At 40.9% G+C, this 25449-nt stretch carries 24 protein-coding genes, 1 tRNA gene and 1 pseudogene; 7 read left to right on the forward strand and 19 right to left on the reverse strand.

Features of this window, described 5'->3' with window-relative positions; genetic code table 11:
• Positions 1-20: 20 nt before the first annotated feature.
• Positions 21-689, reverse strand: coding sequence for an ArsR/SmtB family transcription factor (locus HMPREF2607_RS09805; RefSeq protein ID WP_021143446.1), 669 nt, complete (start codon positions 687-689; stop codon positions 21-23).
• Between the two features lie 416 nt (positions 690-1105).
• Between HMPREF2607_RS09805 and HMPREF2607_RS09810 the strand changes: the two are divergent.
• Positions 1106-1405: pseudogene (locus HMPREF2607_RS09810) on the forward strand (tyrosine-type recombinase/integrase); the annotation flags it as partial.
• A gap of 109 nt (positions 1406-1514) precedes the next feature.
• Here HMPREF2607_RS09810 and rpsI read toward each other — a convergent pair.
• From rpsI to pnp, 13 genes are all read right to left on the reverse strand, one after another.
• Positions 1515-1907 (reverse strand): 30S ribosomal protein S9, encoded by a 393-nt coding sequence (gene rpsI / locus HMPREF2607_RS09815; RefSeq protein ID WP_002888293.1) that lies wholly within the window; start codon positions 1905-1907, stop codon positions 1515-1517.
• Between the two features lie 27 nt (positions 1908-1934).
• The gene (rplM, locus tag HMPREF2607_RS09820) at positions 1935-2381 is read right to left on the reverse strand and encodes a 50S ribosomal protein L13 (protein ID WP_002886374.1); all 447 of its coding nucleotides are present in this window, start codon (positions 2379-2381) and stop codon (positions 1935-1937) included.
• Between the two features lie 249 nt (positions 2382-2630).
• Complete coding sequence (locus HMPREF2607_RS09825; protein WP_002886373.1) at positions 2631-2831, reverse strand: helix-turn-helix transcriptional regulator; 201 nt, start codon at positions 2829-2831, stop codon at positions 2631-2633.
• Positions 2832-2840: 9 nt separating this feature from the next.
• Positions 2841-3338 carry a hypothetical protein gene (locus HMPREF2607_RS09830; protein ID WP_241672707.1) on the reverse strand — a complete coding sequence of 166 codons (498 nt, stop codon included), beginning with the start codon at positions 3336-3338 and terminating at the stop codon, positions 2841-2843.
• Positions 3339-3463: 125 nt separating this feature from the next.
• The gene (locus HMPREF2607_RS09835; RefSeq protein ID WP_070476869.1) at positions 3464-4324 is read right to left on the reverse strand and encodes a DegV family protein; all 861 of its coding nucleotides are present in this window, start codon (positions 4322-4324) and stop codon (positions 3464-3466) included.
• Positions 4325-4332: 8 nt separating this feature from the next.
• The gene (locus HMPREF2607_RS09840) at positions 4333-4848 is read right to left on the reverse strand and encodes an NYN domain-containing protein (protein ID WP_037620088.1); all 516 of its coding nucleotides are present in this window, start codon (positions 4846-4848) and stop codon (positions 4333-4335) included.
• Positions 4849-4850: 2 nt separating this feature from the next.
• A complete protein-coding gene (rlmB, locus tag HMPREF2607_RS09845; RefSeq protein ID WP_002886369.1) occupies positions 4851-5594 on the reverse strand; it encodes a 23S rRNA (guanosine(2251)-2'-O)-methyltransferase RlmB in 744 nt (247 codons plus the stop codon).
• A gap of 47 nt (positions 5595-5641) precedes the next feature.
• Entirely contained in the window at positions 5642-7318 is a 1677-nt protein-coding gene (locus HMPREF2607_RS09850) for a hypothetical protein (RefSeq protein WP_070476870.1), read from the reverse strand.
• A 290-nt stretch (positions 7319-7608) separates the two neighbouring features.
• Positions 7609-8010, reverse strand: a complete 402-nt coding sequence (locus HMPREF2607_RS09855; protein WP_002886359.1) for a Mini-ribonuclease 3 — start codon at positions 8008-8010, stop codon at positions 7609-7611.
• Positions 8003-9346, reverse strand: a complete 1344-nt coding sequence (gene cysS / locus HMPREF2607_RS09860; RefSeq protein WP_021143440.1) for a cysteine--tRNA ligase — start codon at positions 9344-9346, stop codon at positions 8003-8005. Before cysS ends, HMPREF2607_RS09855 begins: the two co-directional genes overlap by 8 nt.
• Positions 9347-9722: 376 nt before the next feature.
• On the reverse strand, positions 9723-10343 hold the full coding sequence (gene cysE, locus HMPREF2607_RS09865; protein ID WP_002886354.1) for a serine O-acetyltransferase: 621 nt from the start codon (positions 10341-10343) through the stop codon (positions 9723-9725).
• 84 nt (positions 10344-10427) lie between these two features.
• A complete protein-coding gene (locus tag HMPREF2607_RS09870) occupies positions 10428-11198 on the reverse strand; it encodes an SseB family protein (RefSeq protein ID WP_002889625.1) in 771 nt (256 codons plus the stop codon).
• A complete protein-coding gene (pnp, locus tag HMPREF2607_RS09875; protein ID WP_002889622.1) occupies positions 11195-13432 on the reverse strand; it encodes a polyribonucleotide nucleotidyltransferase in 2238 nt (745 codons plus the stop codon). The genes HMPREF2607_RS09870 and pnp overlap by 4 nt, the downstream gene beginning before the upstream one ends.
• A 209-nt stretch (positions 13433-13641) precedes the next feature.
• Here pnp and pbp3 (HMPREF2607_RS09880) point away from each other — a divergent pair, with 209 nt between their 5' ends.
• Together pbp3 (HMPREF2607_RS09880) and pbp3 (HMPREF2607_RS09885) are read left to right on the forward strand one after the other, a co-directional pair.
• Positions 13642-14889 carry a D-alanyl-D-alanine carboxypeptidase PBP3 gene (gene pbp3 / locus HMPREF2607_RS09880; protein ID WP_037620085.1) on the forward strand — a complete coding sequence of 416 codons (1248 nt, stop codon included), beginning with the start codon at positions 13642-13644 and terminating at the stop codon, positions 14887-14889.
• Between the two features lie 144 nt (positions 14890-15033).
• The gene (gene pbp3, locus HMPREF2607_RS09885) at positions 15034-16290 is read left to right on the forward strand and encodes a D-alanyl-D-alanine carboxypeptidase PBP3 (protein WP_059749066.1); all 1257 of its coding nucleotides are present in this window, start codon (positions 15034-15036) and stop codon (positions 16288-16290) included.
• 128 nt (positions 16291-16418) lie between these two features.
• On the opposite strand, the gene HMPREF2607_RS09890 is transcribed toward pbp3 (HMPREF2607_RS09885), so the two are convergent.
• On the reverse strand, positions 16419-18869 hold the full coding sequence (locus HMPREF2607_RS09890; protein ID WP_021143437.1) for an ATP-dependent Clp protease ATP-binding subunit: 2451 nt from the start codon (positions 18867-18869) through the stop codon (positions 16419-16421).
• Complete coding sequence (locus tag HMPREF2607_RS09895; RefSeq protein ID WP_014633783.1) at positions 18870-19325, reverse strand: CtsR family transcriptional regulator; 456 nt, start codon at positions 19323-19325, stop codon at positions 18870-18872.
• A 317-nt stretch (positions 19326-19642) separates the two neighbouring features.
• On the opposite strand from HMPREF2607_RS09895, the gene HMPREF2607_RS09900 reads away from it, so the two are divergent.
• Positions 19643-20113 carry a COG2426 family protein gene (locus HMPREF2607_RS09900; RefSeq protein ID WP_004182164.1) on the forward strand — a complete coding sequence of 157 codons (471 nt, stop codon included), beginning with the start codon at positions 19643-19645 and terminating at the stop codon, positions 20111-20113.
• Between the two features lie 107 nt (positions 20114-20220).
• On the opposite strand, the gene tsf is transcribed toward HMPREF2607_RS09900, so the two are convergent.
• Both tsf and rpsB read right to left on the reverse strand, forming a co-directional pair.
• A complete protein-coding gene (gene tsf, locus HMPREF2607_RS09905; protein ID WP_002886343.1) occupies positions 20221-21261 on the reverse strand; it encodes a translation elongation factor Ts in 1041 nt (346 codons plus the stop codon).
• A gap of 110 nt (positions 21262-21371) precedes the next feature.
• Positions 21372-22139 carry a 30S ribosomal protein S2 gene (gene rpsB / locus HMPREF2607_RS09910; RefSeq protein WP_002886342.1) on the reverse strand — a complete coding sequence of 256 codons (768 nt, stop codon included), beginning with the start codon at positions 22137-22139 and terminating at the stop codon, positions 21372-21374.
• Between the two features lie 272 nt (positions 22140-22411).
• On the opposite strand from rpsB, the gene ahpC reads away from it, so the two are divergent.
• From ahpC to HMPREF2607_RS09925, 3 genes are all read left to right on the forward strand, one after another.
• The gene (ahpC, locus tag HMPREF2607_RS09915; RefSeq protein WP_002886340.1) at positions 22412-22972 is read left to right on the forward strand and encodes an alkyl hydroperoxide reductase subunit C; all 561 of its coding nucleotides are present in this window, start codon (positions 22412-22414) and stop codon (positions 22970-22972) included.
• Between the two features lie 16 nt (positions 22973-22988).
• A complete protein-coding gene (gene ahpF, locus HMPREF2607_RS09920) occupies positions 22989-24521 on the forward strand; it encodes an alkyl hydroperoxide reductase subunit F (RefSeq protein ID WP_021143436.1) in 1533 nt (510 codons plus the stop codon).
• Between the two features lie 175 nt (positions 24522-24696).
• Positions 24697-24767: transfer RNA gene (locus HMPREF2607_RS09925), tRNA-Cys, on the forward strand.
• Positions 24768-24856: 89 nt separating this feature from the next.
• Here the strand turns inward: HMPREF2607_RS09925 and HMPREF2607_RS09930 are convergent.
• A complete protein-coding gene (locus HMPREF2607_RS09930; RefSeq protein ID WP_070476872.1) occupies positions 24857-25402 on the reverse strand; it encodes an NAD(P)H-dependent oxidoreductase in 546 nt (181 codons plus the stop codon).
• Positions 25403-25449 lie beyond the last annotated feature (47 nt).

The raw sequence follows: 25449 nt of genomic DNA on the forward strand, positions 1-25449 counted from the left end.
AAAAGACTAAGGAATACACCTTAGTCAAGTTCTGAACGAGAGGATGTACCCCACTTCCAATCAGCAAAACTGCGATTGAGACTATAGATACTGTAGCCTAAACTCTGTAAATCCTGTGCTGCTAGGTTAGCATAGCCACATTGGCGCCCGCGACAATAAACAATGATGGTCTTCTCTTTGGGAAGCTGAGCTTTTTTTTGATCAAACTCATCGATTGGTAAATTAAGAGCTTTTGGCAAGTGCCCTGCCTCATACTCCTCAACAGGCCTTAAATCAAGTAGGAGAGCATCTGTCTTAGCTGCTAATTCAATTGCATTAGCGAGCTCAATCTGAGGAACACCAGCTGCCTCATCATAGTCTGACTCAATCGCTCTGACTTCTGCTAACTGTTCTTCACCGACGGCAAATAACAGAAGGACTAACTGGACAACCTTTTCAGAAGCCAAGCTATAACGGATAAAATTACCATTTCGACTCGTCACCACCAAGTGACTTTCTTTTAAAACCTGAAGGTGGCGCGAAGTATTGGCAACAGAGAGACCCGTCGCATGCGCAATTCCCTCAACTGTCTTTGGTCCCTGTGATAATATATTTAAAATATCAAGACGCTTCTCACTTCCTAGCCCCTTTGTTAAGCGAGATAGCTCTTGGTAAATATTTTGTTTGTAATCAATCATTGTCTCTTGCATCAAATCAACTCCTTATCTATTCAATTCAATAGTATAATTCTTAAAAACAGTTGTCAACTATTCCATTCGAAAGATGTTGATACTCATTTGTGGCAAAAAAGCCGGCATTCGCCAAAAAATAAAAAGAATACTTATCCTTAACATTTACTAATATTAATAGGTAAATCATGTAAAAAGAGACCTATCTCTGAAAAAATGAAATTTTTAACGAGCCGCAGTTTCTTTTGTGACATACTATCTATGTGCGACCATAAATTGTATCAACATAATTTACTTAGAGCTCTCAACTGCCAACAATTTTCTAATGATTAATTTGAACATTCACAAAAATAATCCACAACTACTTCTGTTGTCGCTATTATCTCAAAGCCTAAAACAAGAGACAAGAAGTAAACAGCATGCAAGACATACTACCTGAACAGTTTGTCTTTACTTATATAGACACTAGAGGAAACATCAACAAGCCTTTACATGCTGACTATCTAAACAATAAAATGAAAAGCATCAGAAAGCGACATAAAGAGCTGGCACATGCTACACCTCACAAATTACGCCATACCGGAGCAACTTTAGCTACACAAGCAGGAATGAGCTTAGAAGCTATTTCTGAAGCTCTAACGCATAGCGACATCCTCACTACCAAAACTTACGTTAATACTTCAAATGTTATTCCAATGGCTGTTGGAGAGATTGTCTATCGTAATCTTAAAAAGTAATGGTGTGAATTTGGTGTGAAAAATGGTGTGAATTTTGCTGAAAATCATCAAAAAAACACCCCATGGTGTGAACCATGAAGTGTTGTAAATGCTGTATTGTAGCTGATTCTTAACGTTTAGAGAACTGGCTAGCTTTACGAGCTTTCTTAAGACCTGGTTTCTTACGTTCAACCATACGTGCATCACGAGTAAGAAGTCCAGCGCGTTTCAATGAATCGCGGAAGTCTGGATCTACTTGAAGAAGTGCACGAGCGATACCGTGACGGATCGCACCTGATTGACCAGCGTATCCACCACCTACAACGTTAACGTGTACGTCGTATGAACCTTCAGTTGAAGTAACTGCGAAAGGTTGGTTGATAACGAGACGAAGGTCTGCGTGTGGGATGTATTCTTCTACATCTTTTTTGTTAACTGTGATTTTACCAGTACCTGGAACCAAACGTACGCGTGCAACGGCGTTTTTACGGCGTCCTGTACCTGCATATTGTGCTTGTGCCATTATATTAGTGCTCCTTTCCTCTTAGAATTAGATAAGTCCTGAGATATCAAGTACTTCTGGTTGTTGTGCAGCGTGAGTGTGCTCACCGCCAACGAAGACTTTCAATTTCATACCTTGTGCGCGTCCAAGAGTGTTGTGTGGAAGCATACCTTTAACTGATTTTTCGATCAAACGAACAGCATTTTTAGAACGAAGTTCACCTGCTGAGATTTGTTTCAATCCACCTGGGTACATTGAGTGAGTGTAGTAGATCTTATCAGTTGCTTTTTTACCAGTCAATTTAACTTTTTCAGCATTGATAACGATTACGAAGTCACCTGTATCAGTGTGTGGTGTGAAAGTTGGTTTGTTTTTTCCGCGAAGTACGCTAGCAACTACTGCAGAAAGACGTCCAAGTGGCACATCAGTTGCGTCAACGACATACCATTTACGTTCAACTTGGCCTGGTTTAGCCATAAATGTTGTTTTGTTCATGATTTCTCCTATATATAGTTCGATTTTTGTTTACGAGTGATGGGTGTTCCTTCCCATCGAAAAGTATTTGGAAGGTTCCGGGGCCTTTCAAATGGGGTAAACAATACCGTTTAACATAATATCAAAAAAACACATCCAAGGCAAGTCATTTGGAGATGTTTTTCTTTTATTTTTTGTATTTTTTTAGTCTATCATTTTATAAGGTGTAAGACTAGAATTCATGCCTAAATAACATCTAAAGAGTACAAACTAATCCTCAGACTCCCAAAAAAGCTGGTCTAAAGTTTTGTCCAGAGTTTTGCAGATAGCAATACACAGATTTATAGTAGGGTTATAATCACCTTTTTCAATAGCTGAGATGGTCTGACGAGAAACTCCTATAGCATCTGCCAAACCTTGTTGAGTGAGATCCTTTGCTACACGAGCTGACTTCATTTTTAAATTTTTCATTCAAAAATCCTATTCTTCGTCTTCTAGTTCTTCCAAACGGTTCTTCTTGATTCTGTTAATAATAACCCAGCAGTCGCAAATAAGGGTCAAACCCAATGTCAAAAATGCCACACTACTCATAAGATTCTTCCCTATCTTAAACGACTGAAATAGACTTAAGAGGCCCATTAGCGATATAAAAATTCCAAAAAAACACATTACCCAGGATAATCTGAGCATCTTCTTTTCAAGTTTTTTGTCTAGCAACCATGGATGCCCATTACGTGATACGCTGTGAACTAATACTAGGCACATAGAACCAAAGAAAGTGATGATTAATAGTGACTGCACTAATTCGACGGAGTGCGTCTTACTAGCAACCATAATCGTTACAAATAGACCAAGCATGGCTACCCAATAACCTCTAGCAGAAGATTCTCCGCTAATCAACTGAGCACGTTCATCCATCGTGCTAGCTACTTTTTTCTTTGACTTTTTCATTTTGTTTCCTCCATTTTCTAGATTCATTATAGCACTATTTTACGTTATGTCAAATATATCATTCATTTTGTATGAATTATCTTTTTATATTCTATTAATCTAGCATTTCAGAAAACAAAAAATCAGATAGGAAATCCTATCTGACACTTTTTCTATCTAGCTTCTTTACCAATCGTAAAGACAGCTAAGGTATCTGGTCCGACGTGGGTAGAGATGACTGGTCCAAGTGGCATAATGAGAACTTTCTCAATACCGTCAACTGCTAACAATTGTTCTTTTAGATTCTCCGCAGCTTCAATATCATTGGCATAAGCAACAATTGCTGTGCTATGTCCAATATCCTGGGTAGCTTGTAGGACCATTTCTTTAATGGCCTTTTTGCGTCCACGGATTTTGGCCAGAGGAACCAACTTGCCTGAAGCGTCCAACCAAAGAAGGGGTTTGATATTAATCAAACTACCAATAATGGCTGAGCTCTTAGAAAGGCGACCCCCACGCATGAGATGATAGAGATCATCAACTAAGAAATAGGTCCGTAAACGTGGCAGAATGTCCTCAATCATGGCTTTCGTTTCAGGTAAGCTCTTACCTTGGTCACGAGCTTCTGCCGCCAAGATAGAGAGATAACCTTCCCCACCTGCTGCCGCCAGGGTATCTACAATCTCAATGACAGCTTCTGGGTATTCATCCACAATCATGTCACGCGCTATAACAGCACTTTGATAAGTACCTGAAAGCACTGATGAGAAGGCAATATAGAGAAGAGCATCACCATTTTTGGCATGACGACGAAAAACCTCTTCAAATTGACCAACATTCACCTGGCTTGTGGTGGGCTGACTGCCTTCTTGCATACGTTCTAAGAGACGGTCACTCGTTAAACGGTTAGGACCAACGGTCTCATAGGCAATATCATCAAGCGTGATGGTCAAACCAACGAGCTCTACCTTATTCTCCTGAGCCCATTTTTCATCTAGATCTGCTGTGGAATCTGTCAAAATGTTAAATGTCATAAATCCCTCTATTCTATTTCATTTAAAAGGTCCTGTAATTTCCCTAATTGTGCATCGTCCCATGGACGTAGTTTTGGTGTCTTTAAGTCAATATGTACCGACATCTTGTCTAAGTCAGACTTTACTGTATTGACACGCTCTTCCAACTCACGCGCCGAAACACGTAAAGCTCCTTGTGAAAAGATAGCCCACTGTTCATTTAAGTCACTAGTTGCTACTTCAACTAGATTTTGAACAGTATTCATCTCAGCTGCTGCGCGCTCAATATAGCTATCTGCTGTCTCATCTTCCTCAGTAAAAATAACACTGATACGATATTGATCATAACGTTGACGGCTCCCTGGAACAAACTGAGCATCAAACACACAGATAATATCAATATGTTCAAAGTTAGCATAATGATTGAGCTTACGAAGCAATGTTTCACGAGCTTCGTCAAGCTGATTGGTCTTAAAGAGTTGACGGGTTTCTTGCCAAAAGGCGATCATATTATAACCATCAACTAGAAGTATTCTTTTTTTCATAGTTACAATCGGTTTCGATAAACTTCATACATGAGAACTGCAGCTGCCACACTGGCATTAAGGCTCTGCACATGACCACTCATAGGAATAGTAATCATCTCATCCACTTGTTTCTTGATGTTAGCAGAGATTCCCTTACCTTCATTACCAATGATAAGGGCAACCTTTCCAGCTGTGTTCCATTTATGAGATGGGGTGCCATCCATATCTGTTCCAAATACCCAGAAGCCTGCTTCTTTAAGTTTATCAAGAGTTTGGCTAAGATTGGTCACTCGGGCAATGGGAATATGCTCCACAGCCCCTGTTGATGTCTTGGCAACAACAGGTGTTACCCCCACAGCACGATGCTTAGGAATAATAACTCCTGTCACCTGAGTAGCATCAGCTGTACGTAGGATAGAACCAAAGTTATGAGGATCGTTGAGTCCATCTAAAATGAGGACTAGAGGATTCTCCTCTTGTTCAGCCTTATCCATAATAACTGAGAGTTCAGAATAAGCGAACTCTGACACACGAAGAACAAAACCTTGATGCACAGCTCCACCTGTCATATCAGACAAGGTTTTCTTAGGTGTCCAAGAGATGGAAACCTTCTTTTCAGCTGCCAAAGCCTTAATGGCATCAACATTTTTCCCTCGAAGATCATCTTGAATATAGAGTTTATTTCCAGTATTTGCTTCCAGACTCTCTGTTACGGCATGCACACCATAAACAATGTCTAGACTTGATTCTTTAGTTGTTTTCATAAGCTAATTCTATCATAAAAAAAGCCCTCTTACGAGGGCAAAGCATGTTAAATAAATGTAATTGCTGCTAGGTAAAGCACTAGAAGAACGAGAACAACAGTTGCAGCAGCCAAAGCTTGCTTACCAATTGTATCTGGATCTGAGATTGATTCTGCAATCTTTCTCGCAGCTTGAGTAATGGTTTTACCTGTTGCTTGGAAGATATCAATTGAACCTGTGCTTGTTGAACTATTTCCAGAAATCGCTGAAGACCAACCACTCAAAACCTCAGCAATTTGTTCTGCCAATTGCTGTGTTAGCGCTCTAGTTGTCTCAGCCAACTCATTAACAGCCGTAGCTTGTATATGATTGGCGGTTTCAGTGTAGCTATTTGCACTGGTATTATAAGTAACCGGTACAGTCGTTGTTGTCGTTGTTGATGAATACTGATTCCTACGGTAACTATCAGGTGTCACTGGACGCTCACCTTCATTAAAGACACTGAAAGTCTGTGTCAGGTAATGAATATTATTATTCGTATCAATCAACTCAAAGGTCATTTTATGAATACCAGTCGTTTGCTCTGCCAAATGGTAGGCACTCAAACCAGCATTGACCTCATCCAGAGTTCCTTCAACAAAGTAGCTATGATGAATTTGTTTGCCATCAAGGACTAGATTAAGGCCCTTAATCTTCTTACCTTCCATCTTGTTAACATCAAAGTTGACGTTAAAGATTTCACCACGTGCTAAATAAAGAATATCTGTATTCCCTGTAACAGCAGGTTGATCTTCAAGAAGCGCTCCAGTACTGTCTCGTTTTGGAACAACGGTATATACTTCAGAAGTGATTGGAGTCGCTAAGATTTCTGAGATGAGTCCATCCGTAAAGGTTACCTCTGACGAATAGGTCAAACTCTCACTTTGCAACATAGAAACCACTTCAGAAGTTTTAAAGACCTCAGAAGTTGATGATGAATCTTTCCAGCCAACCGTAAGGACAGTTAAGCTATCTTCTGAATTATTATTTAACTGACTCGTTTCTGGAGCCGTAGATGCAAGAGAGCTTGCAGTACTTGCAGACTCAGAAGCGACTTCAGAAGTTGCAATAGCTTGGCTAGTAGGAGTCGCACTTACAGATGTCGTATGAGAATCCAGTGAAGAATACTCTGATTTTTCAATAACTGCATGTGTATTTCCAGCAAGTTCAGATGTATATAGGGTGCTTTCACTCTTATACATTGAAGTCACAGCTTGAGACTCTGCAGTTGCTGTAGCCTCACGAGACTTATCATAAGTAAGCACAATATTTGGTTTTGCTTGTTCAGAATCAGATGTTGGGTTTGCATCTCCTCGTTCAGATGCCGCTACTGATCGATCCTCACCAAAAGCCTGGGCACGAGCCTCTTCTGAATGAGGTGTCGTCGTAGAAACGCTAGTCTCCACGATATCAACTTGAGAATGTACCTCAAGAAGCCCCTCATCTGTCTCACTTGAAGAGACAACCATCAGTGATGTTGAGGTCACTACTGAACTTACTTGACTCGCTGGCTCTGCCTTAGCTCCTACTGAAGAAAAATCAGCCTGAGGAGCAACTGGAGCCGGTGCCTCACTATTAACATAATCTATTTTAGCTTCATCAGATTTTACCTGAACCTCATCTGCTTTACCTGTTTGAAGCGTAAAGCTAGATAAAATCAAAGCAGCAAAAGTTGTATAGAAAACTTTTTTCTTAGCTATTTCCATTCACCTCCTCATTTTTTTATGGCCTCATTTACTAATATTATAGACTTTTTTTTTACTTTCTGTCAAATTAGTTTTATTAAAAAACGCTATAATATCGGGGTTTTACACGTGTCAGATACCCTTTAACTTTCTCATTTTTAAGGTGCTAAATATTAGTTTCATCTTATTTTTTCATTGTCAAGACGCTGAATTACTTTGATTCTCAAATAATCTAAATGTTAAAACTCTGGCTAACTGTTACAATTTTTATAGCCTTTAGATAACAAAAAATCCTGCTCTCGGCAGAATTTTTAGATTTCTTTTTCAACTTCGTCAATACACCAAGCAATCAGTTCCTCTAAGCGAGCGATATCCTCGGTCATATGAAGATAGCCCATGACTGCTTCGAAGCCTGTTGACATTTTATAGGTAATAACATCGGTATTTTTAGCCTTGGTATGGCTATTCGCATTACGACCTCTTTTATAGATGTCTAGCTCTTTTTCAGTCAAAAGCTCTTGCTCTAGCATTTTTTCAATGAGACTAGCCTGGGCCTTAGCTGAAACATAGCGTGTAGCTAGACGGTGCAATTGGTTTGGCTTGGTCTGACCTTGAAAAATCAGGTGACGGCGAATGTACAAGGAATAAACAGCATCTCCCTCAAAAGCGAGAGCAATGCCGTTAATAAGGTTGACATCAAGATGTTTAGTCACGTGTCCACCTCACGCCCTCCTTGGTATCAAGAAGTTTGATACCTTGAGCAGCCAACTCATCGCGAATGCGGTCTGCTGTCGCAAAGTCCTTGTTGGCACGCGCCGCTTGACGCTCTTCAATGAGTTTTTCGATATCTTCATCAAGGACTTCTTCTTCGAAAATAATACCGAAGACTTGGAGCATTTTTTCAAAAGCATCCTTAACGTTTTGATCATAATTGCCTGAATTAATCCATTTGGCCATGTCAAACAGAACAGTCACTCCATTTGCCGTATTAAAGTCATCATCCATAGCTTCTTGGAAGGCATCAAGATAAGTTTGCAACTCAGCTTGATTCACCTGTTCTGTCAACGGAAGACTGTGGGTGTTTTTCAAATACTTAAGATTAACTTCAGCATCATGGATAGCTTTTTCTGTAAAGTTAATTGGTTTACGATACTGTTGTGTCGCTAGGAAGAAACGAAGCACTTGACCATCAACCGTTTGAAGCATATCGTGAACGGTCACGAAGTTACCCAAGGATTTTGACATTTTTTCATTATCCACATTGACAAAACCATTATGCATCCAGTAGTTAGCGAAGGTCTTGCCAGTTTTGGCTTCTGATTGGGCAATTTCATTGGTATGGTGTGGAAACTCAAGGTCTGCCCCTCCACCATGAATATCGATAGTATCTCCAAGGATTTCAGTCGCCATTACAGAACATTCGATGTGCCAACCAGGACGACCAGGTCCCCATGGGCTGTCCCAAGAAACTTCTCCCTCTTTGGCAGCTTTCCAAAGGGCAAAATCCAGAGGATTTTCCTTACGTTCTGTTTCAGCATCCGTACGTCCGCTTGCACCAATTTCAAGATCTTCCAAGGTCTTGTTAGCCAATTTAGCATAGTTGTTTGACTTAGCTACTCGGAAGTAAACATCACCTTCAGAGACATAGGCAAATCCTTTGTCAACCAAGGTCGACACGAATGCAATGATTTCATCCATATAGTTAATAACACGAGGATTTTGTGTCGCTGGTTTGATGCCAAGTTGTCCGGTATCTTCCATAAAGGCCGCGATAAACTTGTCCGACAATTCCTTAGTTGAAATACCAGCTTCATTAGCTGCCTTGATAATCTTATCATCTACATCCGTAAAGTTGGAAATATAGTTGACTGTATAGCCACAATACTCAAAATAACGACGAATAGTATCAAAAGCTACTGCTGAACGGGCATTTCCGATATGAATATAATTGTAAACTGTTGGTCCGCAGACATACATATTGACAACATTTTCTGTCAAAGGTACAAAATCACGGAGCGAACGCGTCATCGTATCATAAATTTTAATCACTTGAGATTCCTTTCAATTAACTGGAAACTATTTTTTATCCTTGATATGGTTTAGGTACAAACACAAGAGTATAACGAGAATGATAATCCAAATAGCCGCAACTAGCTGACCTTGAGCCAAGAGAGACATAGCTGAAAGAAAACTCCCAACTATATAGAAGACCAAAAAAGGATTGTCCTTGAAGAATTTTTTCATTACTCAAATCTCACTTGTGTCGTTGCTTAAAAACCAGACCGGCCCATAAAAGAGCAATGCAAAACCATAAGGCGGCCATGCTATAGTCTGCTCTATGTAAAGCAATGTAAACAAGAGCAAGAGGACCCACAACCGTCAATCGAGTCACCTTTGAACTAAAGAGTTTCATCGTTTCCTTTCCTTATAGACGTGATGAGTGGAAGCTAGCTGCTTTTAGAAGGTCTTCTAGCTTTTCACTATAGTATTCACGGCCTTCTTCAATATCGTGGATAACTTCTTCATCCTTTTGACCATGAACACGCACAACCTTAGCAGGAACACCAACGACTGTAACATCTTCTGGGACATCCGCAACAACCACGGCTGCCGCCCCCACCTTAGCATTCTTTCCAATCTCAATAGGGCCTATGACCTGAGCATGGGCTGAAACCAAGGCACCCTCACGAACGGTTGGGTGACGTTTTCCGACATCTTTACCAGTACCACCTAAAGTGACACCGTGGTAAAGCATAGCCCCCTTCTCCACAACAGCTGTCTCACCAATGACAAGGCCAGAGCCATGGTCAATAAAGACACCTTCAGCAATCTGAGCCCCTGGGTGAATCTCAATCTGAGTCCAAAAGCGCCAAAACTGACTATGCATACGCGCTAAGAGTCGACAATGGTGGCGCCAGAGAAAATGTGAGATACGATGGGCAGCCAAGGCTTTTAATCCAGGGTAGGTTAAAAGAACCTCTAGACTCGTCCGAGCTGCCGGGTCATTTTTCTTTACTATATCAATACTTTCTTTCCACCAACCCATTTAGGTCACTCCTTACATCATTATTGTTATTATTGTTTGCTGTGGCCTATTATTCTTTAAAGTGGAAAGCTACCAACACTAGGTCTACTCGCTATCCCCTTCAAAATAAGACCAGTCGACTAACTCAGGCTGCTCATCAAACGGATTGATGACAATACCTTGAACCTTATCCAACTCATTTTCACCTGTTGAAGGCTGATAAATTTCTGACAGTGGCCATTGCAAAATCGTCCCTTTAGCCTTACGGAAAGGTAGGCCAAAAGTCTCGTTCCCGTACCATTTTGCAAAGCTCGTTAAGTTCGTAAACACAGGCACATAACTCTGTCCCTCTGCATTCGACATGGTCGCAAAGAGACGGTCATCCTGGCCATCTTCCTCACGTTTATGAATGAAGGCTGGAACAAGATAAATCTTATCTTTAGGATCTGCCTTTTGATTTTCCTCACCCAAAAGATTATTAAGGGTCTGAGTGAAATAGTTGATAAACTGGATGAGTTCACTGCTTGCAAAAAGAGTGGTATTCGAGAAGTCACCATCCTCTTTTAAATTGAAAGCAAGACCAAAAAGCTCTGCCTGAACCAGTTGTGTTAAAACATCTAAGCTCGAACGTTCTACCCAAGTTTGCTCTCGAGCACTCTCTTGAGTAGATTTGAAAGATTGTAGGTCCTGTTCGTTGGTGAAGACAGGAACAACCTTCTTTCCTTCCACTTCAACTGCGTAGAGGTCTTGGGCAGCCAAGACGGGAGTACGTTGTAGATGATTAACCAAAGCCAGACTAGTCAAAAAGTGGTCTGGTTCCTTTAAAAATTCTTTTAGAGTTTCATCAAAAGCTTGCAATTCTTGATTTTCTGTCATTCTTCTGCCTGTTCTTTCGTTTCTGATTTATCAGGATTTTTCGGTGCTTCACCACTTTCATTATGGTGGCGTGGTTTATGATGAGAACGACGGCGGTGACGATGCTCTCCTCCATTTTCCCCATCCTCAAGTTTTTCAGGCTTAGGAAGCAAGGCCTTGATTGAGGCATCGATACGTCCTTTTTCATCGATTTTGATAATCTTAACAGTTACCGTACCCCCAACTTTAACCACATCTTCGACATGCTCAGTACGTTCCCAAGCTAGTTCTGAGATATGGATGAGAGCATCTGTCTTATTGAAAAGGTGGACAAAGGCACCGAACTTTTCAATACGCACAACGGGTACAGTGTAAACTTCACCAACCTTAGCTTCACGTACAAGATTAGAGATGATGGTTTTAGCACGGTTAATGGCATCCTGATCACTAGAGAAAATCTGAACAAGACCTTCTTCATCAATATCAATTGTGACACCAGTCTCAGCGATAATCTTGTCAATAGTTTCGCCACCTTTACCGATGACAACCTTGATCTTGTCAACAGGAATCTGAATGCTATCAATCTTAGGTGCTGTTGGTGCCAATTCTGGACGTGGCTCAGCGATTGCTGACTCAATAACATCAAGAATTTCAAAACGAGCTACCTTTGCTTGAGCCAAAGCCTCTTCGAGAATGGCCGGTGTAATACCCGAAATCTTAATATCCATCTGAAGAGCTGTAATTCCTTGACGTGTACCAGCTACCTTAAAGTCCATATCTCCAAAATGATCTTCCAAACCTTGAATATCAGTTAGGACAGTGTAGTTAGTACCATCTGAGATAAGTCCCATGGCAATACCTGCAACAGGTGCCTTAATCGGTACACCACCAGCCATAAGAGCCAAGGTTCCTGCACAAATAGAAGCTTGTGAGGAAGAACCATTTGACTCCAAGACTTCTGCTACCAAACGGATAGCATAAGGGAACTCTTCGACACTTGGGAGAACCTGAGCAAGGGCACGTTCACCCAAGGCTCCGTGACCAATCTCACGTCGACCTGGTGCACCGTAACGCCCTGTCTCACCCACTGAATACTGAGGGAAATTATAGTGGTGAAGGAAACGTTTCTTATACTCTGGATCCAAACCATCAACAAGCTGTGTATCACTCATAGGTGCCAAAGTCAAAACTGACAAGGCTTGAGTTTGACCACGTGTAAAGAGACCTGAACCATGAACCTTAGGAAGAAAGTCAATCTCTGCGTCCAAAGGACGGATTTCATCCACACGACGGCCATCTGGACGAACCTTGTCTTCTGTAATCAGACGACGCACTTCAGCATGTTCCATCTGCTCGAGGATTTCTGCTACATCACGCAGAATGGTTTCCTTATCTTCATCTTCTGCAAAGCGTTCTTGATAAGAAGCGAGGACCTCTTCTTTTACAGCCTGGGTTGCTGCTTCACGCGCCAGTTTTTCTTCCACCTGAACAGCCTTAGCTAACTGATCATAATAAGCCGTTTCGATTTCGACTTTCAAATCAGCATCAACTTGTAGAAGTTCAACCTCAGCCTTTTCCTTACCAACAGCTGCAACGATATAATTTTGGAAATCAACCAACTCTTGAATTGCCTCATGTCCCTTCAAGAGTGCTTGCAACATAATATCCTCAGACAATTCCTGGGCACCTGACTCTACCATATTGATAGCTTCCTTGGTACCTGCCACTGTCAAATCTAAAAGTGAAACTTCCTTATCCGCTGCACTTGGATTGATGATGACATCTTCTGCAGCATAGGCTACTTGAACCCCAGCAATTGGACCATTGAAAGGAATATCAGAGATAGAAAGAGCTAAAGAACTCCCAAACATAGCCGCCATCGGAGCACTAGCATTCTCATCATAAGAGAGAACCGTGTTAATGACCTGAACTTCGTTACGAAAGCCCTCCGCAAACATAGGACGAATAGGACGATCAATGAGACGAGCAGTCAAAGTGGCGTCTGTTGAAGGCCGACCCTCACGCTTGTTAAAGCCCCCCGGGAACTTGCCAGCTGCATACATTTTCTCCTCGTAATTAACCTGTAAAGGAAAGAAATCTGCCGTTGCCATCTTTTTAGACATAACAGCTGTTGATAATACCGTTGTATCTCCATAACGCACGACGACAGCACCATTAGCCTGCTTAGCTACCTGCCCAACTTCAACGACAAGCGGGCGTCCTGCAAAGGTCATCTCAAAAGTTTGTTTAGCCATGTTTGATCCCTCTTTTTATCCATGACCAGCCCTTACAAAAACGAACCGGTCAACTTTATGTCATTCATTTGATATAACTTTCATTTTACCATAATATAGTCAAAAATGGCAGAGCTCCGGCATAAGTTAGCACCCAAGTCTCCCTTTCTCTCAGATATTTAAGTCGTTTTGTGATATAATAAACACTTATGAGAGACAAAGGAATGACTATGAAAAAATTACAACACATCATTATGATTGCCTTAATCTTACTAGGCCTAGTAACACCTGCTCTAGCACAAGAACAGACAGATAACTTCAATGTTTCCGCTAAACATGCGATTGCTATCGAAGCAACTACAGGGAAAGTCCTCTATGAAAAGGACGCCACTACTCCTGATGGTGTGGCTTCAATGACTAAAATCCTAACAGCCTACATGGTCTATAAAGCAGTTGACCAAGGAAAAATTACCTGGGACACTGAAGTCGATATCTCAGACTATCCTTTCAACCTAACAGTTGATTCAGAAGTTTCAAATGTCCCATTGGATTCCCGAAAATACACTGTTAAACAGCTCCTAGATGCCACCCTCATTTCTAGCGCTAACAGTGCTGCTATTGCTCTAGCTGAAAAAATCTCAGGATCAGAGAGTGCATTTGTTGACACTATGACAGCCCAACTTAAAGAGTGGGGCATTACAGATGCTAAATTATTTAACGCTTCTGGCCTAAACAATAAATACCTTGGGGATAACCGCTATCCTGGCTCTAAAGCAGATGACGAAAATACTATGAGCGCTCTAGATGTTGCCATTATTGCAAACCACCTCATTAAAGACTATCCTCAGGTACTTGAAATCACCAAGCAAACCGAAACTGATTTTGAAGGTGACAACAAATTAACGACGCACAACTACATGTTGGAGGGGCAAGACAACTACCGTGAAGGCGTTGATGGACTCAAGACTGGAACAACTGAACTTGCAGGAGCATCCTTTGTAGCCCACTCCAATGAAAATGGCATGAGTTTGATTACCGTTGTCATGAATGCAGATAATGGTGGAGAAGATGAAGCTGCCAGATTCACAGCCACAAATGAGTTGCTAGATTATGTGACTCAAAACTGGGAAATCAAAACCCTTAACACCAAGGGACAAATCGTCAAGAAAAATGATATTAAGGTAGCCGATGGAGACAGTCAAACCATCTCTGCTAAACTCGAGTCGGACCTTACAGTCGTTCAAAAAATAAACAGCCAAAATGATGCTGTTAAAATCAAAGCAAAAACTATAACAGCACCTATTAAAAAAGGTGACACTATTGGAACAGCAACCTTTGATGATAAGGATCTCGTTGGAACAGGTTACATCTCTGATCCACCTCAAATTTCTGTAACAGCCAACCAATCTATCAAGAAAAGTTTCTTCTTAAAAGTTTGGTGGAACCATATCGTTAATTTCTTTACAGGAAACAAGTAAACACAAAACTACCTTTTAGCTATCAAAAGGTAGTTTTATCTTGCCATAAAAATTAGTCTTGTAAGTAAAAGCCCCTTCTCAACACCTTAAGTTCCTCTCAAAATGTGGTATAATAAATATCCAAAACACATGAAGGAACAAACCATGAAAAAACTGATTACGCTTATGATGACCTTCTTACTCTGTCTGGGAAGCGTAGCCCCTGCTTTTGCAGCAGATAAGAAAAAAGGATATGATGCCGCAGCCAAACATGCCATCGCTGTCGAAGCTAATACTGGCAAAATTTTATATGAAAAAGATGCAACCACCTCTACAGGGATTGGCTCTATTACCAAGCTCCTAACAGCCTATATGGTTTATAAAGCGGTAGATCAGGGAGACCTCAAATGGAACAGCAAAGTTGACATTTCTGACTACCCCTTTGAACTAACTGTCAGTGCAGGAGTATCTAATATTCCACTAGATGCCCGCAAATACACTGTCAAACAACTTCTTGACGCAACTCTTATTTCCAGTGCCAACAGTGCATCTATTGCTCTAGCCGAGGAAATCGGAGGAACCGAAAGTAAGTTTGTCGACATGATGAAAGCCCAACTTAAAGATTGGGGTATCACTGATGCCAAGATTGTCAATGCCTCTGGTCTCAATAATTCTTACTTAGGTGACAATATCTATCCAGGCTCTAAATCAGACGAAGAAAATACCATGAGTGCTAAAGATGTTGCTATCATTGCACAACACGTGGTAAAAGAATATCCTGAAATTCTCGACATCACTAAAAAAACTGAGGCTGATTTTGATGGTGTCAACAAACTCAAAACCTTCAACTATATGCTTAAGGGACAACCTAGTTACCGTAAAGGAGTGGATGGCCTAAAAACGGGAACCACTGATTTAGCTGGTGCTTCCTTCGTGGCCCACTCAAATGAAAGTGGCATGAGCATTATCACAGTCATTATGAATGCTGATAATACCGATACTGATGACTACGCCCGTTTCACTGCAACCAATGACCTACTTAACTACGTAGTCTATCATTGGGAAAGTAAGACCATTGCCAAAAAAGGACAAGCCATCGGTAAAAGTCAAGCCCATGTTATTGATGGTAAATCTAAGCAAGTCACTGCCGTCGCTAAGTCTGACTTTAATATCATCCAAAAAATAGATGCTAACAATAGTAAACATATTAAAGTTACTACAAATCAAGTCCAAGCCCCTGTCAACTCAAGTGACAAGGTTGGAACTGCTACCTTTGAAGATAAGTCACTTGTAGGAGAAGGTTACTTGCCTAACCAAGGTATGCCTAGCATGGAACTGGTTGCTGGTAAAGAAGTTAAGAAAAGCTTCTTCCTCAAGGTCTGGTGGAATCACTTTGTCAACTTTGTCAACGAAAAACTCTAATCATTACAGTCGAGCTTTGCTCGGCTTTTTCTTTTACCCCATCTTTACAGAAAGATTGACTCTACCTTGACTCCTATTGACACAAAAAAAGACAGACTACACCTGTAATCTGTCTTTTTGTTTGATTTTTACACTACTGTAAAGGTTAATTTATCTTTCGAGCAGCCGATTTTAAGAGTTTGTCCACTAACTACTTGACCACCTAGTAAGAGCTCAGATAACTTGTCCTCCACTTGAGTTTGAATCGTACGACGTAATGGACGAGCACCCATCTCAACATCATAGCCATCTTTAGCTAAATGCTTGAGAGCAGCTGGTTGGAATTTCAAGTCAATCCCTTTTTCAGCCAAAGCTGATACCAACGGTTTCACCATAATCTTGACAATCTCACGAAGTTGTTCTTCCTCTAGACTATGGAAGACAACCTTCTCATCAATACGGTTGATAAACTCTGGACGGTAGGCCTTCTTAAGTTCTTCCATGATACGTGACTGCATAGCTTGGTGATTATGAGAAATGTCTTGGGCACCAAATCCAACAGTCTTATCATCACGAAGAGCAGTCGCTCCCAAGTTCGAAGTCATAATGATAATGGTATTTGAGAAGTCAACTTTACGACCTCGGCTATCCGTCAAGACACCATCATCCAAAACCTGTAAGAGGATGTTGAAAATATCTGGGTGAGCCTTTTCCACCTCGTCAAAGAGGAGAACTGAGTAAGGCTTATTGCGAACTTTCTCTGTTAATTCACCGCCCTCATCATATCCAACGTAACCTGGAGGAGCACCGTTTAGTCGGCTAGCCGCAAATTTTTCCATGTATTCTGACATGTCAAAGCGAAGCAAAGCTGACTCATCATCAAAGAGAACTTCCGCCAAAGCCTTGGCCAATTCTGTCTTACCAACACCAGTAGGGCCAAGGAACATAAAGGAACCAATCGGGCGTTTTCCGGTACGAATACCTGACTGGTTACGACGAATAGCACGACTAATCGCCGAAACTGCTTCATCTTGACCAATAACACGTTTGTGAAGCTCTGCTTCCAGATTCAAGTAACGCTTGCTATCTGCCTGTGTCATCTTCTCAACAGGAATACCTGATAGACGACTAAGGGTTTGCATAATCTGATTTGCATCTACCAAGGCAGGTTTTGGTAATTTTGCTTTTTGGCTAGCCTTATATTGTTTAACAGCAGCCTTCATATCACCAGATAGAAGTGCTTCATCCAAAGGCGTTATCTCACGTTTGGCTTCTTTTTTGATACGACCTTGAACAGTTGCACTCGCTTCATCTAAAAGATCAATGGCAGAGTCGGGTAAGTTTTTACTCGTCAAATAACGGTGGGCTGCCTTGACTGCTATCTCAACCGCCTCATCAGTAATCGTTACACGATGATAGTCTTCATAAGACGACCGTAGGCCTTTTAGAATATCAATCGCCTCAGGTACACTTGGCTCCTCAATTGTAATTTTAGCAAAACGACGAGAAAGAGCTGCATCTTTTTCAATATGCTTCTGGTACTCAGCTTGAGTAGTTGCTCCAACCATATGAAGGGTTCCACGTGCTAGAGCGGGTTTCAAAATATTCGCCGCATCTAAGGTGCTATCAATACCTGAACCAGAACCGATAATCGTATGCAATTCGTCAATAAAGAGAATGATTTTTCCATCAGCTTCAATCTCATCAATGATCTGATTCATACGTTCTTCGAAATCGCCACGGAAACGTGTTCCTGCAACCACACTCATCATATCAAGCTCTAAGATACGCATATCAGCCAACTCAAAAGGTACTTCGCCTGAAGCAATACGCTGTGCTAAGCCAAGCGCAAGTGCCGTCTTACCAACACCTGCTTCACCCACAAGAACTGGGTTATTCTTCGTTTTACGACTCAAAACCTGAATCATGCGTGAAATTTCTTTCTCACGTCCAATAACAGGATCAAGAGCACCTGATTCGGCTACTGCCGTTAAGTCTTTGGTATAATCTGACAGTTCCCCAGTAGAAGATTGAGGAGGCTGCATCATATTAGCAAAATTTCCTGATGCCTTTGATTTTTTAGGCTTACGAAGGTCATGAATGGCCTTCAAATCTTGCTTACTAAGACCTGCGTAACGCTCCAAAGAACGTCGTAAATCGATAATACGAGGCTTATCGCTGTCATCCTTATATTGAAAACCAGCAACTTCAAGGAGACGACAAACCATCAAATCCTTATGAAGAAGGAAGGCCATCAATACATGTTCAGACCCTACCTCTACAGCACCAGTCACACTAGCAATTCCCTCTGCCTCTTGCAACATAGCCCCTAAAGCATGTGACTGTGCACGTAAATCGATAATATCGGATTCAGACAAGTCTTTTGGACTTTTCTCCATCGCTAGTACAGCGGCGGTCTCAATCTCTTCCGCACGAATACGGTCCTCAAAATCAGTAAATGTTAGGTAGGCTACAGATCCTGGAACCTCAACCATAGCCAGAAGCACATGCCAAGTCTCCAAGAAAGGACTTCCAAAACGCTCTGCCTCAAGCTGAGCACGATGGAAAATGGCCTGCATTTTTCTTGAATATGTCGTCATCTAATTTCCTTTTCTATCCAATCTAAGTAATAGCGAGCGTAGAATACGCGAACGAATAGCAGCCGCATCTTCGCCTAAAACATCATCACTAGCAGTTGCTAAAATCAAATTTCCCTCACGTTCAGTGATGATTTTTTCATCAAAAAGCAACTGAATCAAGTCTGTAAATACCTGCTCGCTGAGCTGATCTGCTAAGTTCTGAAGCAAATCATTAATCATGTGGTGCTTGTCGGAGAATCTGACCTTGACGATACGAATATAACCGCCGCCTCCACGTTTACTCTCAACAATATAACCACGACTTTCTGTAAAACGAGTCTTAATAACATAGTTAATCTGACTCGGTACAACTTGAAAAGTATCTGCTAAGTTCGAGCGTTGAATCTCAGCAATTCCAGACTGGCCCAGCAATTCTTTAATATATTCTTCTATACTATCTGATGTATTTCTTGCCATCTTAATTCCTCCAGTCTAATTTGACTATAACTGACTATTATTATACCAAAAATGTCAGCTCATGGGAAACTATACCTTCAAAAAGCTTTTTAAAGTTGTCATTAGAGACCATATAAGATACAATAAATAAGACTAAAATATTAGGTTACTTAAGGTGTTTGATTCAAATTTTCTATCCACTTTAACAGGCTGAGACCCACCTAATCCAACAAGTACTTTTTAGCACTTTAGCAGTAGTACTAGTCTTATCACTCTTGATAAAGCTCATGTCATTTTGAGTCTTATCTCTTATTTTATTTCCCTATGAAAGGTTACTCATGAAATACATCATTGCACTCTTAATCTCTATGATTCCTTTGGTTGAGCTCCGTGGAGCCGTTCCTGTTGCTATTGCCTCAGGTATCCCTTGGTGGCAAGCCCTAATTCTTTGTGTCATTGGGAACATGATTCCAGTTCCAATTATCTTCTTCTTCGCCCGCCGTGTCCTCGAATGGGGGGCAGACAAGCCTCTGATTGGTGGCTTCTTTACCTGGTGTCTTAAAAAAGGTCACAGTGGTGGCCAAAAACTTGAAAAAGCTGCCGGAGATAAGGGTGTCTTTTGGGCCCTTCTCCTTTTTGTGGGAATTCCGCTTCCAGGAACAGGAGCTTGGACTGGTACCCTAGCAGCATCTATCCTAGATTGGGACTTTAAACGTAGTGTTATTGCTGTTATGCTTGGGGTTATCCTTGCAGGTATCATCATGGGAACACTCTCTCTTCTACTTGGTGTAAATACCTTCGCTCATTAATTACTTTTTCAACGTCTGGGCCATGCTCAGACGTTTTTTTAATAGCAACAAAAAAGAAGTTACGATTCATTCACGTAACTTCTTTTCTTTTTATCTAGCAACTAGAATTAGTTGTTAAGAGCTGCTGCCATTGTAGCTGCAACTTCTGATTCAAAGTCGTTAGATGCTTTTTCGATACCTTCACCAACTTCAAAACGAACGAATTCTACTACTGAAGCATTTACTGATTCAAGGTAAGCTTCAACTGTTTTGCTGTCGTCCATGATGTAAACTTGAGCAAGAAGTGTGTATGCTTGGTCAACTTTAGTGTTGTCAAGCAAGAAGCGGTCCATTTTACCTGGGATGATTTTATCCCAGATTTTTTCTGGTTTACCTTCAGCAGCCAACTCAGCTTTGATATCTTCTTCAGCTTGAGCAAGAACAGCATCAGTCAATTGAGCTTTAGAACCATATTTAAGGTGTGGAAGAGCTGGTTTGTTAACCATAGCACGGCTTTCGTTATCTTGATCGATAGCGTGGTTAAGTTGTGCCAATTCATCTTTAACAAATTGTTCGTCCAATTCAGTGTATGAAAGAACAGTTGGTTTCATCGCTGCGATGTGCATTGAGATTTGTTTTGCAAGAGCATCATCTCCACCTTCGATAACTGAAACAACACCGATACGTCCACCGTTGTGTTGGTAAGCTCCGAAGTGTTGTGCATCAGTTTTCTCAACAACTGCAAAACGACGGAATGAAATCTTTTCACCGATAGTAGCTGTAGCAGTTACGTATGCAGCTTCAAGAGTTTCACCTGAAGGCATAGTCAATGCAAGTGCTTCTTCGTTGTTAGCTGGTTTACCTTCAGCAATTACTTTAGCTGTTTCGTTTACCAACTCAACGAATTGAGCGTTCTTCGCAACGAAGTCAGTTTCAGCATTAACTTCAACAACTGCTGCAACGTTACCGTTAACGTAAACACCAGTCAAACCTTCAGCTGCAACACGGTCAGCTTTCTTAGCTGCTTTAGCCATACCTTTTTCGCGAAGCAATTCAATCGCTTTTTCGATATCACCTTCAACTTCAACCAATGCTTTTTTAGCGTCCATGACACCAGCACCAGATTTTTCACGCAATTCTTTAACAAGTTTAGCTGTAATTTCTGCCATTTTGTTTTTCTCCAAATTTATTTTATCAAACTAAGGGGCAGGGCTGAGCCCCGCCCCTTAGGTGTTTGTCGTATCTTTAGTAGGCATCGAGCCCTAACCAATCTTAAAGATTAGTTGTTGTCACCTTCGACAACTTCAACGATTTCTTCGATTGAATCAGCTGCAGCTGCTTCTTGGAAATCTGCAGAAGCATCTTCACCTTGGTTACCTTCGATGATAGCATCAGCCATTTTTGAAGTGATCAATTTAACGGCACGGATAGCGTCATCGTTAGCTGGGATGATTACATCGATCTCATCTGGATCAGCGTTTGTATCAACCATCGCTACAACTGGGATACCAAGTTTTTTAGCTTCTTTAACAGCGATTTGTTCTTTGTGTGGGTCAACGATGTAGATTACATCTGGAATGCGAGGCATATCTTCGATACCACCCAAGAATTTTTCAAGACGTGCACGTTGTTTGTTAAGAAGTGCAACTTCTTTCTTAGGAAGAACTTCGAAAGTTCCATCAGCTTCCATTTGTTTGATTTCTTTCAAACGAGCGATACGTTTTTGGATAGTATCCCAGTTTGTAAGTGTACCACCCAACCAACGGTGGTTGATGTAGTATTGACCAGCACGAGTTGCTTCTTCAGCTACTGCTTCAGCTGCTTGTTTTTTAGTACCAACGAACAAGATTACTGCATCGTTAGCTGCTGCTTCACGAACGAATTCGTAAGCTGTATCAGCCATTTTTACAGTTTGTTGCAAGTCGATAACGTGGATTCCGTTACGTTCTGTGAAGATGTACTTAGCCATCTTAGGATTCCAGCGACGAGTTTGGTGACCGAAGTGAACACCAGCCTCAAGAAGTTGTTTCATTGAAATTACTGCCATGAGTATTTCTCCTTAAAAATTGTTTTTTCCTCTTCTAAGCTTTAGACTTGCAGTCCCACCCTGCGGCAACAAGACCACAATCGGCTTAGAATGAGTATTTGTCACTTTACGCAACTATAGTAGTTTATCAAAAAAAGTGACATTTGACAAGCTCTAAAATCAGTCTGACCATTAGAAAAAATTCACCCTTATTAAAATTGCAATCGTTTTCTTTGAGGTTGATAAGTATTTCGTTTATAATTAGGCTATCAAAAATAGAGGAGGACATTATTTTGTCATTAGTCGGAAAAGAAATTATTGAATTTTCAGCACAAGCTTACCACAACGGGGAATTCATTACTGTTACAGATGAAGATGTTAAGGGAAAATGGGCGGTCTTCTGCTTCTACCCTGCAGATTTTTCATTTGTCTGCCCAACTGAACTCGGTGACCTTCAAGAACAATATGAAGCTCTTAAATCTCTTGGTGTAGAGGTTTACTCTGTCTCTACTGACACTCACTTTGTTCACAAAGCTTGGCATGATGACTCAGATGTTGTTGGAACTATTACTTACCCTATGATTGGGGATCCTTCACACCACATCTCACAAGGTTTTGATGTTCTTGGAGAAGATGGCCTCGCACAACGTGGTACGTTTATCATTGATCCAGATGGCGTTATCCAAATGATGGAAATCAACGCTGATGGTATTGGACGCGATGCAAGTACTCTTATTGATAAAGTTCGTGCTGCTCAATATATTCGCCAACATCCAGGTGAAGTTTGTCCAGCCAAATGGAAAGAAGGAGCTGAAACACTTACTCCTAGCTTAGATCTTGTAGGTAAAATTTAACAACCAGGGGGTATCCATGGTCTTAGATAAAGAAATCAAGACGCAATTAGCACAATATTTAAATTTACTAGAATCTGATATTGTATTACAAACAGATTTAGGGGATGACGATAATTCTCGAAAAGTAAAAGAATTTCTTGACGAGATTGCCGCTATGTCTGACCGCATTAGTCTTGAATCAACACATTTAAAACGTCAACCTAGTTTTGGTATTGCACAAAAAGGGCAAAAAAGTCGCGTTATTTTCTCAGGCTTACCAATGGGCCACGAATTCACGTCTTTCATTTTAGCTCTCTTGCAAGTTTCTGGTCGTCCACCTAAAGTTGATGAGGATACTATCGAACGTATCAAGAAGATTGATAAACCCATCGACTTAGAGACTTATGTTTCATTAACTTGTCACAATTGTCCAGACGTTGTGCAAGCCTTTAATATAATGGCTGTTTTGAACCCAAATATCACTCACACCATGATTGAAGGTGGTATGTATCAGGATGAGGTCAAAGCCAAAGGTATCATGTCTGTTCCTACGGTTTACAAAGACCAAGAAGAATTTACATCTGGTCGTGCAACCATTGAACAGCTTGTTGAAAAATTGGACGGACCACTTGATGCTGATGCTTTCGCTGATAAAGGTGTCTATGATGTTTTGGTTATTGGTGGTGGTCCTGCTGGAAACAGTGCGGCCATCTATGCTGCCCGTAAAGGTTTAAAAACTGGTCTTTTAGCAGAAACCTTTGGTGGACAAGTTATCGAGACAGTCGGCATTGAGAACATGATTGGTACGCTATATACAGAAGGTCCTAAGTTAATGGCCCAAGTTGAAGAGCATACGAAATCTTATGATGTTGATATCATCAAAAGTCAATTAGCTACTGGCATTGAGAAGAAAGAACTTATTGAAGTGACACTGGCTAACGGTGCCGTTTTAAAATCCAAAACTGCTATCCTAGCTCTCGGAGCTAAATGGCGTAATATCAACGTTCTTGGCGAGGAAGAATTCCGCAATAAAGGGGTTACTTACTGCCCACACTGTGATGGTCCACTATTTGAAGGGAAGAATGTTGCAGTTATCGGTGGTGGTAACTCAGGTTTGGAAGCGGCTTTAGATTTAGCAGGCATTACTAAACATGTTACAGTCTTAGAGTTCTTACCTGAATTAAAGGCAGATCAAGTCTTACAAGAACGAGCTGCTAAAACTGATAATCTAACCATTCTTAAGAACGTTGCAACCAAAGAAATTGTTGGTCAAGATCATGTAACTGGTTTGAATTACGTTGAGCGTGATACAAACGAAGAAAAACATCTTGATCTTGAAGGTGTCTTTGTTCAAATTGGTCTTGTACCAAGTACTGCTTGGCTCAAAGATAGTGGTATTGAACTCAATGAGCGCCAAGAAATTATCGTTGATAAATTTGGTTCAACAAATATCCCTGGTATTTTTGCTGCAGGTGACTGTACAGATAGTGCCTACAAGCAAATCATTATCTCCATGGGGTCTGGTGCTACGGCTGCTATTGGAGCCTTTGATTACTTGATTAGACAATAATCAACACTTACGTGTTAGTAATCTATCTTCAACAGTTATAATTAATATAAAGAGGTTGAATGTCTTTCAACCTCTTTATGTTTCTTGTAAATAGGCAGTTTGAACAATCAACCAGTCAATTTGATGAAAGAGACTTGACGAATCTTTTTTTTTTCGATAGAATGGTATCTGTTATGGCGGTATAGCCAAGTGGTAAGGCACGGCTCTGCAAAAGCTTGATCGTCGGTTCAAATCCGTCTACCGCCTTCATAATGCGAAGACACCTTAGGGTGTCTTTTTTTTCATTATTGCATATAAAAATACCCGAAGCTAGAAACCTCGGGTATCCATTATTCTTATTTAATGGCTTCAATCAAAGCTTCCGCTTGATTCTGAAGGCTTTCAAGAACTTCTTCAGTTGCTAGGAATTTCCCATCCGCCCAGGCTGTATCATTTACACGTGTCGCTGTAAAATCACCGACCACTTGGGTACGGATAAATGGTAACAAGTCTTTGTAGGCATCAAAAAGTTGATTGTGACCACCATTAGCAACTGATGACACGGTTACAATCTTATCTTGAAGAGCTGATGGCCCTGAAGGATCTGATAGGTCAAGGGCACGGCTCAACCAGTCAAGCAAATTTTTCACTGGCCCAGGAATTGAGAAATTATAAACCAGTGAGAAAATCCAAATTGCGTCTGCTGCCAAGACCTGTTCTCGAACTTCTGCCAAAACTGGAAGAACTGGACTTTCTAAATCCTGATTAAAAACAGGTACTTGACTATAGTCAAGATAAGAAATATTAGCTTTACCAGCTAGCATTTTCTCAGCTTCTTCTGCTAGTTGGTGGTTAAATGATCCCTTGCGAAGAGACCCAACGATAAATAGAATGTTTTTCATGATACGTTTCCTTTGTATTTCTAATAATTAATATTTACTACTACATA

Source organism: Streptococcus sp. HMSC078H03 (assembly GCF_001808655.1).
Taxonomy (GTDB): Bacteria; Bacillota; Bacilli; order Lactobacillales; family Streptococcaceae; genus Streptococcus; species Streptococcus salivarius_G.

Coding starts and splice junctions, on each gene's coding strand:
- ahpF (WP_021143436.1), top strand. CDS start 22,989: ATGGTCTTAGATAAAGAAATCAAGACGCAATTAGCACAATATTTAAAT.
- HMPREF2607_RS09930 (WP_070476872.1), bottom strand. CDS start 25,402: ATGAAAAACATTCTATTTATCGTTGGGTCTCTTCGCAAGGGATCATTT.
- HMPREF2607_RS09835 (WP_070476869.1), bottom strand. CDS start 4,324: ATGACATTTAACATTTTGACAGATTCCACAGCAGATCTAGATGAAAAA.
- pnp (WP_002889622.1), bottom strand. CDS start 13,432: ATGGCTAAACAAACTTTTGAGATGACCTTTGCAGGACGCCCGCTTGTC.
- tsf (WP_002886343.1), bottom strand. CDS start 21,261: ATGGCAGAAATTACAGCTAAACTTGTTAAAGAATTGCGTGAAAAATCT.
- HMPREF2607_RS09850 (WP_070476870.1), bottom strand. CDS start 7,318: ATGGAAATAGCTAAGAAAAAAGTTTTCTATACAACTTTTGCTGCTTTG.
- rplM (WP_002886374.1), bottom strand. CDS start 2,381: ATGAACAAAACAACATTTATGGCTAAACCAGGCCAAGTTGAACGTAAA.
- HMPREF2607_RS09895 (WP_014633783.1), bottom strand. CDS start 19,325: ATGGCAAGAAATACATCAGATAGTATAGAAGAATATATTAAAGAATTG.
- pbp3 (WP_059749066.1), top strand. CDS start 15,034: ATGAAAAAACTGATTACGCTTATGATGACCTTCTTACTCTGTCTGGGA.
- HMPREF2607_RS09890 (WP_021143437.1), bottom strand. CDS start 18,869: ATGACGACATATTCAAGAAAAATGCAGGCCATTTTCCATCGTGCTCAG.
- HMPREF2607_RS09825 (WP_002886373.1), bottom strand. CDS start 2,831: ATGAAAAATTTAAAAATGAAGTCAGCTCGTGTAGCAAAGGATCTCACT.
- rlmB (WP_002886369.1), bottom strand. CDS start 5,594: ATGAAAACAACTAAAGAATCAAGTCTAGACATTGTTTATGGTGTGCAT.
- HMPREF2607_RS09900 (WP_004182164.1), top strand. CDS start 19,643: ATGAAATACATCATTGCACTCTTAATCTCTATGATTCCTTTGGTTGAG.
- pbp3 (WP_037620085.1), top strand. CDS start 13,642: ATGAAAAAATTACAACACATCATTATGATTGCCTTAATCTTACTAGGC.
- HMPREF2607_RS09870 (WP_002889625.1), bottom strand. CDS start 11,198: ATGACAGAAAATCAAGAATTGCAAGCTTTTGATGAAACTCTAAAAGAA.
- HMPREF2607_RS09805 (WP_021143446.1), bottom strand. CDS start 689: ATGCAAGAGACAATGATTGATTACAAACAAAATATTTACCAAGAGCTA.
- HMPREF2607_RS09830 (WP_241672707.1), bottom strand. CDS start 3,338: ATGAATCTAGAAAATGGAGGAAACAAAATGAAAAAGTCAAAGAAAAAA.
- rpsB (WP_002886342.1), bottom strand. CDS start 22,139: ATGGCAGTAATTTCAATGAAACAACTTCTTGAGGCTGGTGTTCACTTC.
- cysE (WP_002886354.1), bottom strand. CDS start 10,343: ATGGGTTGGTGGAAAGAAAGTATTGATATAGTAAAGAAAAATGACCCG.
- HMPREF2607_RS09840 (WP_037620088.1), bottom strand. CDS start 4,848: ATGAAAAAAAGAATACTTCTAGTTGATGGTTATAATATGATCGCCTTT.
- rpsI (WP_002888293.1), bottom strand. CDS start 1,907: ATGGCACAAGCACAATATGCAGGTACAGGACGCCGTAAAAACGCCGTT.